At 46.5% G+C, this 17,294-nt stretch carries 14 protein-coding genes and 2 pseudogenes; 15 read left to right on the forward strand and 1 reads right to left on the reverse strand.

What is annotated here, in order from left to right; all coding sequences use genetic code 11:
- Window positions 1–35 precede the first annotated feature (35 nt).
- From BHC51_RS07070 to BHC51_RS07105, 10 genes and pseudogenes are all read left to right on the forward strand, one after another.
- Entirely contained in the window at window positions 36–875 is an 840-nt protein-coding gene (locus BHC51_RS07070; protein ID WP_100099811.1) for a MurR/RpiR family transcriptional regulator, read from the forward strand.
- Between the two features lie 199 nt (window positions 876–1,074).
- Window positions 1,075–1,533, forward strand: coding sequence for a hypothetical protein (locus tag BHC51_RS07075; protein WP_100099812.1), 459 nt, complete (start codon window positions 1,075–1,077; stop codon window positions 1,531–1,533).
- A gap of 100 nt (window positions 1,534–1,633) precedes the next feature.
- Entirely contained in the window at window positions 1,634–2,290 is a 657-nt protein-coding gene (locus BHC51_RS07080) for a YiiX/YebB-like N1pC/P60 family cysteine hydrolase (protein ID WP_218964608.1), read from the forward strand.
- A 452-nt stretch (window positions 2,291–2,742) separates the two neighbouring features.
- Complete coding sequence (locus tag BHC51_RS07085) at window positions 2,743–3,450, forward strand: AzlC family ABC transporter permease (RefSeq protein WP_218966393.1); 708 nt, start codon at window positions 2,743–2,745, stop codon at window positions 3,448–3,450.
- Window positions 3,443–3,745, forward strand: coding sequence for an AzlD family protein (locus BHC51_RS07090; RefSeq protein WP_100124328.1), 303 nt, complete (start codon window positions 3,443–3,445; stop codon window positions 3,743–3,745). The genes BHC51_RS07085 and BHC51_RS07090 overlap by 8 nt, the downstream gene beginning before the upstream one ends.
- A 364-nt stretch (window positions 3,746–4,109) precedes the next feature.
- Complete coding sequence (locus BHC51_RS07095) at window positions 4,110–4,709, forward strand: nitroreductase family protein (protein WP_100153646.1); 600 nt, start codon at window positions 4,110–4,112, stop codon at window positions 4,707–4,709.
- Between the two features lie 498 nt (window positions 4,710–5,207).
- Entirely contained in the window at window positions 5,208–6,977 is a 1,770-nt protein-coding gene (locus BHC51_RS07100; protein ID WP_100153647.1) for a ShlB/FhaC/HecB family hemolysin secretion/activation protein, read from the forward strand.
- A 93-nt stretch (window positions 6,978–7,070) separates the two neighbouring features.
- Window positions 7,071–7,202, forward strand: a pseudogene (locus BHC51_RS13435) (ESPR domain-containing protein); the annotation flags it as partial.
- 84 nt (window positions 7,203–7,286) lie between these two features.
- Window positions 7,287–8,060 (forward strand): annotated as a pseudogene (locus tag BHC51_RS13440) (filamentous hemagglutinin N-terminal domain-containing protein); the annotation flags it as partial.
- Window positions 8,061–8,150: 90 nt separating this feature from the next.
- Window positions 8,151–10,688: a hypothetical protein gene (locus tag BHC51_RS07105; protein WP_445081786.1), complete on the forward strand. Its 2,538-nt coding sequence runs from the start codon at window positions 8,151–8,153 to the stop codon at window positions 10,686–10,688.
- A gap of 260 nt (window positions 10,689–10,948) precedes the next feature.
- Here the strand turns inward: BHC51_RS07105 and BHC51_RS07110 are convergent, their stop codons facing one another.
- Window positions 10,949–11,344: a hypothetical protein gene (locus BHC51_RS07110; RefSeq protein ID WP_100153649.1), complete on the reverse strand. Its 396-nt coding sequence runs from the start codon at window positions 11,342–11,344 to the stop codon at window positions 10,949–10,951.
- Between BHC51_RS07110 and BHC51_RS07115 the strand changes: the two genes are divergently transcribed.
- From BHC51_RS07115 to BHC51_RS07135, 5 genes are all read left to right on the forward strand, one after another.
- Window positions 11,324–15,439, forward strand: coding sequence for a hemagglutinin repeat-containing protein (locus tag BHC51_RS07115; RefSeq protein WP_100153650.1), 4,116 nt, complete (start codon window positions 11,324–11,326; stop codon window positions 15,437–15,439). The two genes, BHC51_RS07110 and BHC51_RS07115, sit on opposite strands and share 21 nt — an antisense overlap.
- Before the next feature lies 1 nt (window position 15,440).
- Window positions 15,441–15,698, forward strand: a complete 258-nt coding sequence (locus tag BHC51_RS07120) for a hypothetical protein (RefSeq protein WP_100153651.1) — start codon at window positions 15,441–15,443, stop codon at window positions 15,696–15,698.
- A gap of 166 nt (window positions 15,699–15,864) precedes the next feature.
- Window positions 15,865–16,128: a hypothetical protein gene (locus BHC51_RS07125; protein WP_100153652.1), complete on the forward strand. Its 264-nt coding sequence runs from the start codon at window positions 15,865–15,867 to the stop codon at window positions 16,126–16,128.
- A 270-nt stretch (window positions 16,129–16,398) separates the two neighbouring features.
- The gene (locus tag BHC51_RS07130) at window positions 16,399–16,656 is read left to right on the forward strand and encodes a transposase (RefSeq protein ID WP_100098913.1); all 258 of its coding nucleotides are present in this window, start codon (window positions 16,399–16,401) and stop codon (window positions 16,654–16,656) included.
- Window positions 16,656–17,294 (forward strand): DDE-type integrase/transposase/recombinase (locus BHC51_RS07135; RefSeq protein ID WP_143558805.1); only part of this gene is annotated, 639 nt, incomplete at its 3' end. The genes BHC51_RS07130 and BHC51_RS07135, both read left to right, overlap by 1 nt.

A 17,294-nucleotide genomic window follows, 5' to 3' on the forward strand; every position in this document is an offset into this window, starting at 1 on the left:
CCTGTTTTGTTGCACCAACAAAACCGGAGAGTAGAATGTTAGCCAAAATCAGCCAGAAATTACCCGAATTATCCTCAGCAGAACGCCGCGTGGCAGAATGTGTCCTCGCCCAGAGCAAATGGTTTGTGCATGCTGCTGTCGCCAATATTGCCAGAGAAGCCCGGGTTAGCCAGCCTACTGTTATCCGTTTTTGTCGCAGCATGGGCTATAGCGGGCTTTCAGAGTTCAAACTCAACCTGTCTGCCAGCATTGGCCACGAAGGTATGCCCTATGTGCATGAAGAACTGAATAGCACTGATTCCATGCAGGATGTGCTGAACAAAGTTATCGCCAACACCGCGGCCACCGTACTGGGCAGCCGTAAATCGCTTAATGCCGCTGACTTAGATAATGCCGTAAAACTTATGGCCAAAGCCCGCCGTATCGAATTTTATGGAGCTGGTAATTCCGGCATTGTAGCAATGGATGCACAGCACAAACTGTTTCGCTTCGGCCTGTCTACAGTAGCCTATACTGATAGCCATGTGCAGCTGATGGCAGCAGCCGTTCTGTCACCTCAGGATGTACTCGTAGTCATTTCGCATTCCGGTTCCTCACGCGATTTACTTGATGCTATAAAAATAGCCAAAAGTAACGGCGCCAAAGTTATCGGTCTTACCCGCGCCGGTTCACCGGTAGCCCAGGCCTGCGATTGCGTGATTAGCGTTATTACCTCCGAAGACAGCGAAAAATATACACCGATGATTTCACGTTTGTTACAGCTAATGGTAATTGATATGCTCACCATTGGCTTGGCCTTGCATCTGGGAGAAAACGTCAGCGAAATGCTGGCAAAAACCAAAGCTGGCGTTAAACTCAAATTCCTGCAAGACTAATTACAACACCGAAAGCCAGTCACTAACTGTTTATCCAAATCATTACACTAAATTAGCCGAGTGCAGGCAGCTTCAGGTATCATTCAGCATCAGACTACCTGATTATCCACATTTTGGTTCTTATAACTGGTGGCTGATACAGCCAGATGCTTGTTAACCAAATATTTCCCCAAAATTTGTCGCAACGAAATGAGCGCAAATGAGTAACAAAACTCGTCAAATCAAACGTCAAGCCGAACAACAGCAAAACAGAAAAAATTCTGTACCAACAGCAGAGCAGAAAAGAGGTTCCGTCATAATGGTGAGCATTGTGGGTGCCTGTCTGCTGGCTGGCGGATTATATATCGGTGGCTGGTTTAATCTGGTAACACCGGCACAGATACAGCAATGTGAAGCTGCGGTTAGACAAACCTATTCACAGCCCGCTGACCAAGCCGCTTTACTGCCCAAGTGCAACAACCGCCATATGATAGCAGGCATGAGCAGCCCTAGCAGCCAGAAGCTGAATGCCAAACAGGTATTGGATAGTCTGGATGTGGGCAAAACCATTGATCTGGTTTCCATGTTTATCGGTGGGGCATTGATAGGAGCTGCCATTGCTGCATTTGCTGCCAGTTATCGAATTTTTCAACGCAAGCGCGGAGTCAGCGTAGACTGATCACCAGCCTGCACACATTGCCTCAGTATGGTTAATGCTGGCTAATAATGACATATTCTGTATAATTAACCATTATTTACTAAAAATATAGGGTTCAGACATGAACCAAAAATACATCCAGTTATTGCTGGCATTTATGTTCAGCCTGCTGCTCAGTCTGAACATTTATGCACAGAAGCCCTTTCACGTACATAATGGTGACCTTATCTTTCTGGAAGATTGCGATGGCGGCATGAATAGTGCCATCAAAGCCGCAACCAGCGGTTTGGAAGGATATAATTTTACCCATGTTGGCATTGTCTGGCAGAAAACACCCCGCCAATACTATGTAATCGAGGCCACACATCCCAACGTAAAAATTACCCCACTGCGAACATATCTGCATCCGAAAAAACAGTGCCAGCCCCGTGCCGTGGTAGGCAGATTAAAAGCAGCTTACCAGCCACTGATTCCTTCTGCTTTAGTTCATGCGCGCCAGAAAGTAGGTAAAAAATACGATGATGCTTTTGATATCCGCAACGATCAGTATTATTGTTCCGAATTAATCTATCAGATATTCAAAGAAGCCAATCACGGACAAGAAGTTTTCCCCTTGCGCGCCATGACTTTCAAATCCAAAGATACTGGTAAATTCCCGGAATACTGGGTAGAACACTTCAAAAAAATGGGCATTCCTATTCCCGAAGGCCAGCCCGGCAACAACCCCGGCGATATGTCACGCTCGGATTTACTTAATATCGTCCATTACTATCAGTAAACAACCCACAGACCAGCAGTTGTTAGGCTGGTCTTTTTTATGGCAGAAAATAAACCTGATATTTTAGACAGCAAAAAGAATTTAATTAATACCTTATCCAACTGTTGAAATGATTTCTTATTAAAAGGATTTATCATCAAATACAGGAAACGCATTTTAAATACATAGTAAAGTGATAAAATCCGACCCAGTATCAATGATTACCCATAACTGGTTCGATGAATATATTAAAATTAACCACTTAAATTTTTACATCTACACAAATATTGATTTTCATCTTTACCATTCATAATAAGCACAAATATTAGAAATTAAAGAAATATTGTTGCTAATATCTTTTGACCAATTAAATTGTATTTAATACATATAATGAGTAATTAAACCTGTTTACGATATATAGTATGATCTTTATAATTCTTCATATTTAACCGCACACAGGAAAGCACATAGTAGTGTCGTCAACCGCCGTACCATCACCTGCTCATGAAATCAAAAGAGGTTTAATCACCGCCTTGCCTGTTGTGCTGAGTTTTATTCCATTTTCACTGGTTTTAGGTGCTCAGGCAATCCAGAAAGGCATGAGTACCGGTGAAATTTCACTGCTTACCGCGGTTAACTTTGCCGGTGGTTCTGAATTTGTTGCCGTTAACCTATGGACATCACCGCCACATTTATTTCTGATAGCACTGATGACATTACTAGTGAACAGCCGTCATATTCTGATGGGTGCCGCACTTACCCCTTATTTAAAAGACTTGCCCAAACGCAAAGTTATATCTGCATTGTTTTTTATGTGCGATGAAAGTTGGGCACTGGCGTTGACCGATACCAAAAACTCACCCGGACAGAAATTCAGCTATTATTTTTATCTAGGTACAGCCCTTGGCCTGTATCTGGGCTGGATAGGTTTTACTACAATAGGCGCACTTATCGGCCCAATAATTGGCGATGTTACCCACTACGGTTTCGATATGGCCTTTGTAGCAGTATTTCTGGTGTTACTCAAAGGCATGTGGAAAGGTTTTAAAATGGCCATTCCGTGGCTGGTTAGTTTACTGGTTGCGATTATCAGCTATTGTTTTCTGCCCGGAGCATGGTATGTTCTTTTGGGTATGCTGGCTGGCCTAACTGTAGCATTTATAATAACACCTTATGATTGATTTATCTGCTTTCCTCACTATTCTGGCTATGGCAATGGTTACTTACCTAACCAGAATCAGCGGTTATCTGCTCCTGCGCAAGCGTGCACTAAGCCCGCGCCTGACCAGAGTACTTGAATCCATTCCCGGCTGTGTACTGATAGCAGTCATTGCTCCAGCATTTGCCACTACTCATCCGGCCAATCTGTTATCAATAATCATCACCATATTACTGGCATGGCGCTTTTCCTTATTGCCTACAGTGATATTTAGCATCACCATTACCGCCTTTTTACGCCATTATCTAACCTACTAAAACAGGCAGCCATAATCCTTGCAGAAGTAATATACCTGATTAAATAATAGTAATTATCATAAAAAATATATTAAAAACAGTGTTTTATTGTATGGTTTTTGCCGAATCTGCCAGATTGAAAAAATCAATTCCTGTGAAGAAATCCAGTGTAACCACCAGCCAGAACCACCGCTATCATAGCAAAATTCAGCTATTTCCATTTATTACATACTGTTTATAAAGCAATAAAAATAATTAAATGTCAAAAATCGAAATCAGTTACACGGGTAGACAGGGCTGGGTAGATTGATATTTTTCCGCTAATATAGCAATGTATGTTTGATTCAAATCAATAATTTAATTACAAAATGATAAAGGAAATAAAATGAACAACGCATTGATAGAAGCCATCGAAAAACGTCGTACCCAATATACACTGGGCAGAAATGTCTCACAGGCACCGGAAGAAATAACAGCACTAATACAAGAGGCTGTTAAACTGTCACCATCTGCTTTCAATTCCCAAAGCTCACGCGTCGTGATTCTATTTGGCCAGCAAAGTGAAAAATTCTGGCAGATTGTCATGAATGAATTGCGTGCCATAGTGCCTGCCGACAAATTTGCACCTACCGAAGCCAAAATCAACAGCTTTGCTGCCGGCATAGGTACCATATTATTTTACGAAGACCAGCAAACCATTGCCAGCCTGCAACAGCAATATCCCAGCTATACAGAGCAATTTCCCATTTGGTCAGAGCAGGGTAGTGGCATTGCCCAGTTTGCAGTCTGGTCAGCTCTGGCCAACGCCGGTATCGGAGCCAGTTTGCAACACTACAATCCGCTGCCCGATGCTGCTGCCGCCAAAGAATGGCAGATACCAGCCAGCTGGAAACTACGTGCAATGATGCCTTTCGGTTCCAATGAAGCACCTTTCCCCGAAAAAACCTTTATTGATGACACCGAACGCTTTAAAGTATTCTATTAATTCAATTAGCAAAATGCCTGTACAGACCAAAGTTACATTAGTACAGACACCGGCCGGTTTAATATCTGAACCGGCCGTTTTTTTAACCGATTTTGCGTGTACAGATTCAAGTTTTCTTTAATACAAATAAAAAAACAATAATATTGCTAAAATTAAATAAAATAAACTAATAAATACTAAAATATAGAACAAATATACAATATCATAATAAAAAATTAGTAGAAATCAACATAAAAAACTAACTTCTCTCATAATTGTTCCCCATAAAACGGCCTATTTCAATAACAGTAAATTTAAAATTACAACTAATTTTTTAATAATAAAACCAAAAGATTAGAATATATTTCTATCCCATTTATCATTTATCCAACTAGATTTCAACATCAATCAACACATTGCCCAACCGAATACAGTCATTCATCAATAGCGCACTAAGTTGAAATTAATACATAATGCCATTAAAATTTACTAACATTAACACTAATCTATAAGCATAAAATGCACATCAAGAAACTTGCCCTCTTAGTAAATCTGTTGGGCAGCAGTCTGTTACATGCCTATGCTGCGCCTACTTCTGAAGTGACAGAACAGCTCGAACGCAAGCAGCAACAGCAGATTATTCGCGAGCAGCAGCGTCAGCAACAATTTCAGCAGCAAATGCAGCCGGATGTAAAAGTGCGTTTGCAGCCGGAAGAAGAAAACCCGGCTCAGGTAAGTAAACTGATTACAAACGAGAATCCCTGTTTTGCTATTGATAGCATTAGCCTGATTGGAGAAGAAGCAGGCCGTTTCCAATTTGCTCTAAAAAAAGCCATTCGTCAGAGTCATTTCACGCCCGGCATGTGTCTGGGCGCCAAGGGGGTTAATCAACTCATGACACTGGCACAAAATGCCGTCATTGAACGTGGTTATACCACCACCCGTATTCTGGCCAGTCCGCAAGACCTAAGCAGCGGGAAATTACAACTAAGTGTTATACCGGGGCGCATCCATGCCATTCGTTATAATCTGGACAATGCTGCTACTACACATATTGGGCGTATCCGCCATATACGGAATGAATTTCCAGCCAGAGCAGGAGACATATTGAACCTCCGGAAACTGGAGCAAGGACTGGAAAACCTGCGTCGAGTACCAACTGCCGAAGCTGATATCCAGATTGAACCGGCAGAAGAACCCAACCAGAGTGATATCGTAATTAGCTGGGCTCAGCGCACCGTCCCCTTACGTTTAAGCCTCAGCGTAGACGATTCCGGTAGCCATTCAACTGGGCGCTATCAAGGCGGTGCCACCTTATCGGTAGATAACCCATTAGGATTAAGTGATTTATTCTATGTCAACTACAACCATGATCTGGGCGGCAAAGACAGCTACTTCAGCGATGATGGCAAAACAGGCAGCGGAACCCATGGTTATGCACTGCATTATTCCATACCGGTAGGCAACTGGCTTATCGCCTATAACCGTAACCATTACCGTTACCATCAGGCAGTAGCCGGATATAACGAAAACTATGACTATAGTGGTAACAGCGACAATACCGATATAGGCATTACCCACATGCTATACCGCAACAGTCACCGCAAAACAGACATAACCGCCAAGCTATGGCGACGAGAATCGCACAACTTCATCAATGATGCCGAAATCGAAGTACAGCAACGGCGGACAGCTGGCTGGACAGTCAACCTGAACCATCAAGAGTATATCGGCAACGCCACCCTCAACTTAGGAATAGGCTACAAACGCGGCACTGGTGCGAGTAACAGCTTACGTGCGCCCGAAGAAGAATTTGGCGAAGGCACCTCACGCATGAAAATCATCAGCATAGATGCCGGCATACAATGGCCATTCAACATTGGACAACAGCACCTAAGCTATGACAGCAACTTTCACGGCCAGTGGAACAAAACCCCATTAATCACCCAAGACCAAATTTCCATAGGCGGGCGCTATACCGTACGAGGTTTTAATGGCGAAATGAGCCTGATGGGAGAACGAGGCTGGTATTGGAACAATAACCTAAACTGGCAATACAAAGCAGGACAACAAGTATATCTGGGACTGGATGTTGGTCACGTAGCCGAACCAGCCACCGAGATGCAGCTAGGAAAAACACTGGCCGGAGCCGTAATCGGCTTTAAAGGGCAAATCAAAGCGGGCGGACAATGGTATTACGACATCTTTGCCGGCAAACCCATATATAAGCCCCAGTATTTCCGTACTCCCGGAACCAGCGTTGGCTTTAGCCTCAACTATTCCATATAAACACATCACAAACTAATAAACCAATATAAAAAGCATAACAGTATTTCTGGTTATTTCGCACGATAACCAGCTAAAAAAGTAATAGGAAAGATCATGAACAAAAACCGCTACAAAGTCATCTACAACAAACACCGTGGTCAAATGGTAGCCGTAGCCGAAAACACCACCAGCACAACAAAAAGTACCGCCGAACACAGCAGTAGCAGCAACATCGTCAGCAGCCTGCTGGCCAAACTGCCCTTGTTAACCGGTTCCATCCTGCTCGGATTCGGATTATGCATACTGGTTCAAAATAATGTCATAGCAGCCGAAATTCATGCCGACCTGTCTGCTCCTAAAAACCAGCAGCCAACCATCCTGCCCAGCGCTAACGGCACCCCTCAGATCAACATCCAAACCCCGAGCAAAAGAGGCGTTTCCATCAACCAATACCGGCAAATGGACATCGACCAGAAAGGCGCCATCCTCAACAACAGCCGCAAAAGCACCCAGACCCGTCAGGCAGGCTGGATACAGGGTAACCCATGGTTAGCCAAAGGCGAAGCCAGCATCATTGTCAACCAGATCAACAGCAGCAATCCCAGCCGTCTTAACGGCTATATCGAAGTAGCCGGACGGCGTGCCGAAGTCATCATTGCCAATCCGGCCGGCATCAACATCAACGGCGGCGGCTTCATCAACGCTGCCGGCGTTACCCTCACCACCGGCCGCCCCCAGATTAACGATGGACAAATCAGCGGCATACAAATCAACCGCGGCAACATCAGCATCAGCGGCCAAGGTTTAGATAGCAGAGACAGCGACTATACCCACATCCTCACCAAAGCAGCACAAATCAACGCTGGCATCTGGGCGAACCAACTGAACATCATCAGCGGCAGCAACCACATCAATGCCGAGAATCAGCACATCAGCGCCAACGAAAACAACACCGACCCCAAGCCCGGCATCGCCATCGATACCGGCAAACTGGGTGGCATGTATGCGGGTAAAATCGTTCTTATTAGCAACGACAAAGGCGTAGGCATCAACAACGCCGGCCAGATCTTTGCCGGAGCAGGTGGCGTCACCATCAGCGCCGATGGTCAGCTCAGCAACAGTGGCAGCATCATCGCTGCCGACAAAAGCAGCAATGCCGCCGACATAGCGGCCACCACCGTTAAAACCAACAGCATCAACAACAGCGGCACTCTTTCCAGTCAGGGCAAACTGCAACTACAAAGCCAGCAACTGAGCAATAGCGGCCTCATCACCAGCGCCGACGAACTGAACATCCGCAACCAAAACAGCCTGAGCAACAGCGGAGAAATCAATGCCAGCCGTCTTGATTTCATCAGCGGCAGCATCCACAACCAGAATGGCAAAATCATCCAGAGCGGACAACAAGGATTAAACCTGGAACTGGATCGGCTCAATAACCAAAAAGACAGCCTGATTGGCTATGCACCACAACCAACCGTACCAGAGCAAAACCCGGCGCAGCCAGATAAACCAGCGCAGCCGCCAGTGGAAGCAGACAAGCAGAGCAAAGCGCCGAGCAGCGCCGAAGGTGCCGGCCAAACCATAGCAGCGCCCACACCCACCAACAAAACATTCAGCGCCGGTCAAATCATCAGCCATAACGACATTGATAACCAAAACGGCCAGATCATCGCCAACGGCGGCATCGATCTGAGTGCTCATAATGGCCTGAGCAATCAGGGCACCCTTAACCTCAACAAACTGCAAGTTAACGGTGCACTACTCAACAACAGCCAAGGCAAACTAAACACCAAGCAAGCCAACATCAACACCACCCGACTGGACAACCGTGCCGGACAGATCAGCAGCAGTGGCCAGCTACAGATCACAGGCAAAGAACTGGACAACCGCCAAGGCCGTATCCAGTCAGCCGAGCGCATAGCCATCGACAGTGCTCAAGTGAACAACAGCGACCAAGGCACCATTGCCGCGCAGCAACAACTGCAAATCCACAGCAGCCAGCTAGACAACCGCCAAGGCCGCATCCAGTCAGCCGAGCGCATGGCCATCGACAGTGCCGAACTGAACAACAGCGATCATGGCCTTATCGCCGCGCAGCAACAACTGCAAATCCACAGCAACCAGCTAGACAATAGCAACAGCGGCCAGTTGTGGAGTGGCGGCCAGAGCGAAGTACAAACCGGCAGCCTGAACAACAGCGGCGGCGCCATTGACAGCGATAGCCTGCAACTAACTAGCGACGAGCTCAACAACCAACATGGCGCCATCCGCAGTGCGGGCAAACAGCAACTTAGCGTGCGCAACCAACTACACAACCAAAATGGCCAAATCGGCAGCAACAGCGACCTCAGCATAACCGCCGGTGATATAAATAACAGCCAGGGCAAAATCATTGCCGGCAAACAAGCCGAGCTGCACACCCGCGCCCTTAACAACCAGCAGGGCAGCATCGATGCCGACAGCATCGACCTAACAGCCGACAGCCTAAACAACAATGCCGGAGCCATCCGCAGCAACCAGCAACTGAACGCCCAGATTAGCCAGCACATCAACAACCAGCAAGGGCAAATCAGCAGCGCAGGTGACCTACAGCTTAACAGCAACACACTAGACAACAGCGCGCAGGGTAAAATCATCGCTGGCAAACAAGCACGCATCCACAACGGCAGCCTCAACAACCAACAAGGCAGCATCGATGCCGACAGCATCGAATTACAAACCAACAGCCTTAACAACCACAGTGGCGCCATTCGTACCAACCAACAACTTAATGCCCAAATCAACCAACAGCTGGACAACCGGCAAGGACAAATCAGCAGCGCCAAAGACCTCAACATTCACGACCAGAACCAACAAAACCTGAGCATCGACAACAGCGAAGATGGCAAAATACTGGCCGGCAACGACCTGAGCATCCAAAGCAAACAGCTCAACAACACCGGCAGCATCGGTGCTGGTCATAACGCCACCATCCAACTGCATGACGACTTCAACGTTGATGCCGACATCAACGCTGGCAACCGCCTGCACCTGAGCAGTCAGGGCAACATCAGCAACAACCACACCCTCAGCGGAGGAGACAGCGTTGTCGTCAACGCCGCCAACATCGACAATCAGGCCAGCGGCATCATCCAGAGCAACAAGCATACCGAACTACAGGCCAACAACAGCCTCACCAACCGTGGCCTGATTAACAGCAACGGTACCACCTTAGTACAGAGCGGCAACAGTATCAACAACACCGGCAGCGGGCGCATCTATGGCAACCATGTTGCCATCGGTACCCATAACCTAATCAATCAGGAAGAAACCATCGGCAGCGACAGCAAAGCCGCGGTTATTGCTGCGCGTGAGCGGCTGGACATCGGTGCTGCCAACATCATCAACAAAGAACATGCCCTGCTGTCGAGCGAAGGCGATATCGCCATTGGCGGAGCCCTCGACAAAAACCATCAGGCCACCGGCATGGCCGACAGCCTGATTAACGGCAGCGCGCGTATTGAAGCACAGGGTAACGGCAATATCGCCGTCAAAGAACTACACAACCTCAACAACCACTTCAAAGTAGAAGAATATCTGGAGAGCAGCAAAGGAGTAAGACAGTTCCAAGAAAAAGGTAACCCAGCGATCTGGGAACATGGCGTAGATGGCAAATATAAAAAAGAGATAAAGAAATCATCTTTACCTTTAACGACGGTAGCAAAAAGGTTTGGAAAAAATATTCAGTAGATGATCTGTACTGGTGGAATTTCAACCGCAAAATCTACAAACAAAAAGTCACCGAAACCGACCCGGGTGAAATCATCATCGGCGGAGATTTAACCATCAGCGGCGATCACTGGCTCAATCACAACAGCCGCATCCTCGTAGGAGGCACACTTAAAGGTGCAGAAAACCTGAATCTTGAAAACCGCGAAACCAAAGGACAGCAGCGGATTGAAGAGCATGGTGAGCAAGGTCGTTTTAAATATAGAAATCCCAGACTCAGTTCAGGTTATATTGACAGTAGATATTTTAAAGTAAATCCATACCACCAGACCATCATTACCAGCCACGAATTCGACACCCCGGCCAGCACCATCCAGCAGCACGTCGCTACTGGCGGTAACCAAGGGCAAGCCAGTGCAGCCACCCCAACTGGCCAGCAAATCAACATCAGCAACAGCAACAACCAAAGCAGCACTGGCAATACCAACATTGCCCAACAGCAGCAGCAAATTAAAACCCTGACTGATACCAACACCAACACTAACGCCAGACTGCCCAACAGCAGCCTGCACCACATCAACCCCAATAACAACGGCTATCTGGTAGAAACCGACCCCGCCTTTACCAACAAGCAAAAATGGCTGGGCAGCGACTACATGCTTAGCGCCCTCGGCCAAGACCCCAACAAAATGCAGAAACGGCTGGGCGATGGCTATTACGAACAACGCCTGATCAACGAACAAATCGCTAACCTAACCGGCTTCCGTCGTCTGGATGGCTATCAGAACGACGAAGAACAATATAAAGCCCTCATGAATGCCGGCATCACCTATGCACAACAGTATAAGCTCACCCCCGGCATCGCCCTGAGCGCCGAACAGATGGCACAACTGACCAGCGACATCGTCTGGCTGGTAAACCAAACCATCACCCTGGCGGACGGCAGCCAGCAGACCGTACTCGTACCCAAAGTTTACCTGATTGCCCGTGCCAGCGACGTCAACAGCGCCGGCAGCCTGATCAGCGCCCGCAATATTGACCTGCAAACCAGCGGTAACATCGATAATCAGGGCAGCATAGCAGGACGCAATATCCTCAACCTTGGTGCCCAGAACATCACCAACAGCGGCACCCTCAGTGCCAACAAAATGGCACTTAAAGCCGACAACAGCGTCAACTTCAACGGTGGCGTAGCCATCGCCCAAGACCTGCTCGCCATCAAAGCCGACCAAATCAACCTCACCACCACCACCGCCAGCTATGGCGATGAACGCAATGGCGGTACCGTTATTGACCGCGCAGCAGGCCTGTACGTAACCGGAGCCAAAGACAGCATCCTCAGCGTATCCGGTACCCACGGCATCAACACCCACGGCGCCGACATCATCAATACCGCCGCAAACGGTCAAACCCAGCTGAGCGCCAGTGACGGCAGCATCAACCTAGGTACCGTTACCACCGCCACCCACATGACAGCGGGTGAGCGCAGCGACAAAAACCACTGGATCAACCACTATCAAAGCGAAGTAGGCACCAACATCACCGCCATCGGAGACATCAACCTACTGGCCGGCGACCAACTGAATATCCGCCAGAGCGATATCGACAGCTACCAAGGAACAGTTAACCTGTATGGCAAAAACAGCGTCAACATCAGCGAAGGACGGCAGCAAACCGAGCTGGATCATTCCACATACGACAAATCCAGTGGCTTCATGTCGAAAAAAACCACACTGGATCAGTATCAGGCCAAATATGATGAAGCCGTAGCCAGCAACATCACCGGTGCCAAAATCACCATCAGCAGCGATAAAGACATCAACATCCGCGGCAGCAACGTCATCTCCGACTATGGTACCCTCCTGCATGCAGGTAATGACATCAACATCAACGCAGCTGAAAACCACTACCAAGATCGCCAATACCACAAAGAAACCAAATCCGGCCTTATGGGCAGTGGCGGCATCGGCTTTAGCATCGGCAGCCAGAAAGAAAGCGATGACACCACCACCAAAGCCCTGATCCACAGCGGCAGCAGCATCGGCAGCCTTAGCGGCAACACCAACATCATTGCCGGCAACCACTACAGCCAGACCGGCAGCAGCGTATCCAGCCCCAAAGGCGACATCAACATCATCGGCAAACAAATCGACGTCAGCGCTGCGCAAGACCAGCACCAGCGCGACAACATCCATACCTTCGAAAAGAGTGGTCTTACCGTAGCAGTTAACGTACCCGTAGTTAGTGCCATTCAAGATGCCAATACCGCCATCAAGCGCGTGGGCAAAAGCAAAAACGACCGCGTCAACGCCATGGCCGCCTTTAATGCTGGCATGGATAGCTACAAAGCCGGTCAGGCCATAGCTGATGCTGGTAAAAATCCCCAATCTGCTGCTCAAAACGTTAGCGTCAGTATTACCGTTGGCCAGCAAAAGAGCCGCAGCGAAAGCCACAGCGTAGACAACGTCGCCTCAGCGAGCAATATCCATGCCGGCGGACAGGTTAACCTGCAAGCCACCGGAGGCGGCCAAGACTCCAACATCAACATCATCGGATCCGATGTCAGTGGCAACCAAGGTACCCACTTACAGGCCGACAACCAAATCAACCTGCTGGCTGCCGAACAAAGCCACAGCGAGCGCAGCAAAAACAGTTCCAGCGGCTGGAATGCCGGCGTAGCCATCAACTACGGTTCCGGTGGTGCCTCCTTCGGCGTGACTGCCGGAGCCAACCGCGGCAAAGGGCATGCTAACGGCGACGAAACCAGCTATCGCAACAGCCACATAGGCAGCCTCAGCGGCAACACCCGCCTTATCAGCGGCGGTGCCACCAACATCAGAGGAGCCCAGGTTATTGGCAAAGGCGTCAGCATCGATGCCGCCGAACTGAACATCGAAAGCCTGCAGGACACCGCCAAATACAATAGCAAACAGCAGAACATCGGCGGGCAGATAACCGTAGGCTATGGCGTATCCGGCACAGCCAACTACAGCAAGAGCAAAATCAAAGCCGATTACGCCGGTGTCACCGAACAAAGCGGCATCATTGCCGGTGACAATGGCTATCAGATCAAAGTCAAAGGCAATACTGACCTTAAAGGTGCCATCATCACCTCTACCGAGGCCGCCGAAGCGGCAGGTAAAAACCGGCTAAGCACTGGCAGCCTCACCAGCAGCGATATCAAAAACCACAGCGACTACAAAGGCAGCAGTATCGGTATCGGAGCCAGCGGAAACTATGGCGGCGGCTGGACAGGACAGAGCAAAGACGGTGTCAGCTCAAATGTCGGCTACGGCAGCGATAGCGGGCATGACAGCACCACCACCCATAGCGGTATCAACACTAATAACATCATCATCACCGATGAAGCAGCCCAACGCCAGAAAACCGGCAAAAACGCCGCCGAAACCATCGCCGGCATCCATACCGACATCACCAGCGACAACTATGCCGATAAAGCTGGCTATCTGGCCAACAACTTTAATAAAGACAAAGTACAGGAAGAACTGGATTTACAGCGCGAAGTAACGCAAGAGTTTGACCAGAATCGGAAAGAATTGCGTAGTACTCTGCATAAGATTGCAGACAGTAAACGCCAGCAGGCAGAAAATATACGTAAGGAAAATTATATAGACGGCAAAAATGGTTACAATACAAATGAGTCACTGGCACTAGAGGCCAGTGCCGATAAATGGGATAAAACTACTTTCTATATTGATATGGCATTAGGTACACTGTATGGCTATGGTAATACAGCTGCGTTGGTTTATGCAGATGGAAGTGCTGTTGTCGATCCGGCAGTCAGAGCAGCCAGAAGACCAATTCAATATTGGGAAGTAAAATGCACACAAGACGGACTCTACTGTTCCAATAATAGCTACGATAACAAGAAAAAGAGACCCATAGATGAAGATAGTCCTTATGCAGAAATCGGAGAAAAACGACAGATTTTTGATATCAATGAAATTAAACCCGGAGAAAGTACAGGCGTAATCACCATATCCAATCCAGGTATTCTCAATCCATTAGATGATGCTCTCAAAAATGCAGTGAAACAGAACCTATGGCAAACAAGTGCCGACGGGATTTATGTGATACCCAATCCACCTACTGGAAATTTTTTGTCAGAAGGATTATATGCCTTCTACGATAAAGTGAATGATTTAATCGGAGGTGGTTTGCCTTTAACTAATTCAGAAAAAGCCAACATCATCCTCTATCAATATGCTAAAGACAATGGTTATGAGATAGATTTAAACAACCATAGTCGTGGTGGAATGACAGCTAGTGTCGCATTACAGAATGCCAACCGTAATGGCTTAACCGGCATACCGATCAGAGAAGCAAGATTTTATGGCACCGCGACCCATGTGCCATGGTATGCGAACCAACTGGTTACAAATGGTTATGAAGGAAGCAGAGCCTATTCCGCAGTGCACTATACCGATTTTGTAGGCAGAAGCCCTGCTGCATTTTTACGGAGCCCATATACCATAGGAGGTAATACACCGACAGGAGGAGTGGAAAACAAACCATTTATGTACTCGCATAGCAGCTATTTCAGGGAAACACCTAGAAAATACTTAGTTGATGAAAAGGGTAGAAATATAGATGCAAACGGAAATTTGACTGGTGATAGAAAAGTTAAAAATCCTTATAGACAGGATTTTGATAATACATGGATAAATGGACCAAATCATAATTTAAATAAAAATAATCCGTCTATACCGGTTTTAGTAAAGCCTTCAAGAGCAAGGCAAGGAGTAAAATAAAATGAGACGTAGCATTAATATTTTATTAATAAGTATTTTTTGTGTTGGATTATCTGGATGTTATGAATCTGTAGTACGTTTTTGGAATGGAGGACCTCATATGTCTAGGGCTGAGAGTGAGGCCTATGATGAATGCTTTGAAGAACTTGAATCTATCAAAGAACCAAAAGCATATATTGGGTCTAAAGAAATGCAGGACTGGTTAGGTAATGTATATGGTCCTGCAGAAAGAGAATGCATGAAAAGAAAAGGATTTTAGATTTAAGCAGAGACTTTACTGCTTTGGTTTTGTAGTCGAACTTCCCGAGTGTTTTAACCCAACCACTACACCATAACATCTGGTACAAATCGTAATCTAAATCGCAATAATCCTTCTTTACCGGTTTTAGTGCCGCCTACAAGACCAAGGCAAGGAGTGAGGTAAAATGAAGCGTAATATTAATATTTTATTAATAGGTATTTTTTGTATTGGACTATCCGGCTGTTATGAATTTGTAGTCCGTTTTTGGAATGGGCCAGGTTGGGATTTCTCGTCTAAAGCAGAAAAAAAAGCTAAAGAAGAATGCTTTGAAGAACTCGAATCTATTAAAGAACCAAAAGCATATATTGGGTCTAAAGAAATGCAGGACTGGTTAAACAATGTATATATACCTGCCAGAAATGAATGTCTAAAAAGAAAAGGATTTTAGATTAGGTAGAGGTTTTAATCATGTATTAGTAGGTAATACACCGACAGGAGGAGTGGAAAACAAACCATTTATGTACTCGCATAGCAGTTATTTCAGGGAAATACCTGTAAAATACTTAGTAGATGAAAAAGGTCGAAATATAGATGCGAACGGAAATTTGACTGGCGATAAAAAAGTTGAAAATCCTTATCGTGATGATGTAACTATCCCCTAAAATAGTACAGCATAAAAGTAGAAAATTCTCTTTATTAACCCATTGAGGATTTAAGCATGAAAAAAATGACTGAACATCAAATCGTATCCATTTTAAAAGAAGCCGAAGCCGGTATCCCCGTCAAAGAACTCTGCCGTAAATATGGCATCGGCAATTCAACTTTTTATAAATGGCGTGATAAATACGGTGGTATGGAAACGTCCGATATCAAACGTTTAAAGGAGCTAGAGGCTGAAAACCGTAAGCTTAAGCAGATGTTTGCTGAGCTCAGTTTAAAATCTCAGCTTCAGGAGGAAATCATAAAAAAGCTATAGTGCCTACTCAAACACGTAAAGCTTGGGCTGTACAACTGCAAGAAAGTCATTCTGTTACTATTGCCATGAGCTGCGCTATTGTTAGCTTAAGTCGCTGCGCTTACTATTATCAACCTAAATTACCGGATGATTCAGTGATTATGTCGGTACTAAGTGCTATTACCGATAAGCATTTACGCTGGGGCTTTCCTAAATGTTTTAATCGCATCAGAAAGCTCGGCTATAAATGGAATCATAAACGTGTGTATCGGGTGTATTGTGAATTAAAGCTTAATCTCAGGGTAAAGCGTAAACAACGCATTCCTCCACGAAGCCCAGAAAGGCTATCAGCACCCAATAAACAAGGTGAATGCTGGTCAATGGATTTTATGAGTGACAGCAGTCGCAATCAACAGCGTTTTAGAACCTTCAATGTGATAGATGACTTTAATCGTGAGGCGTTAGGCATTGATATTGCGGTTAGTTTACCTGCTGGCAGGATTACCCGTTACCTAGATAAACTGGCCGAATATCATGGCTATCCACTCAAAATACGAGTGGATAATGGACCGGAATTTACCGGAAAAACATTCATCGACTGGGCAAAGTCACATGGTATAACCATAGATTATATTCAACCAGGTAGCCCATATCAAAAC

Source organism: Snodgrassella alvi, from assembly GCF_002777745.1.
Lineage (GTDB): Bacteria > Pseudomonadota > Gammaproteobacteria > Burkholderiales > Neisseriaceae > Snodgrassella > Snodgrassella alvi_D.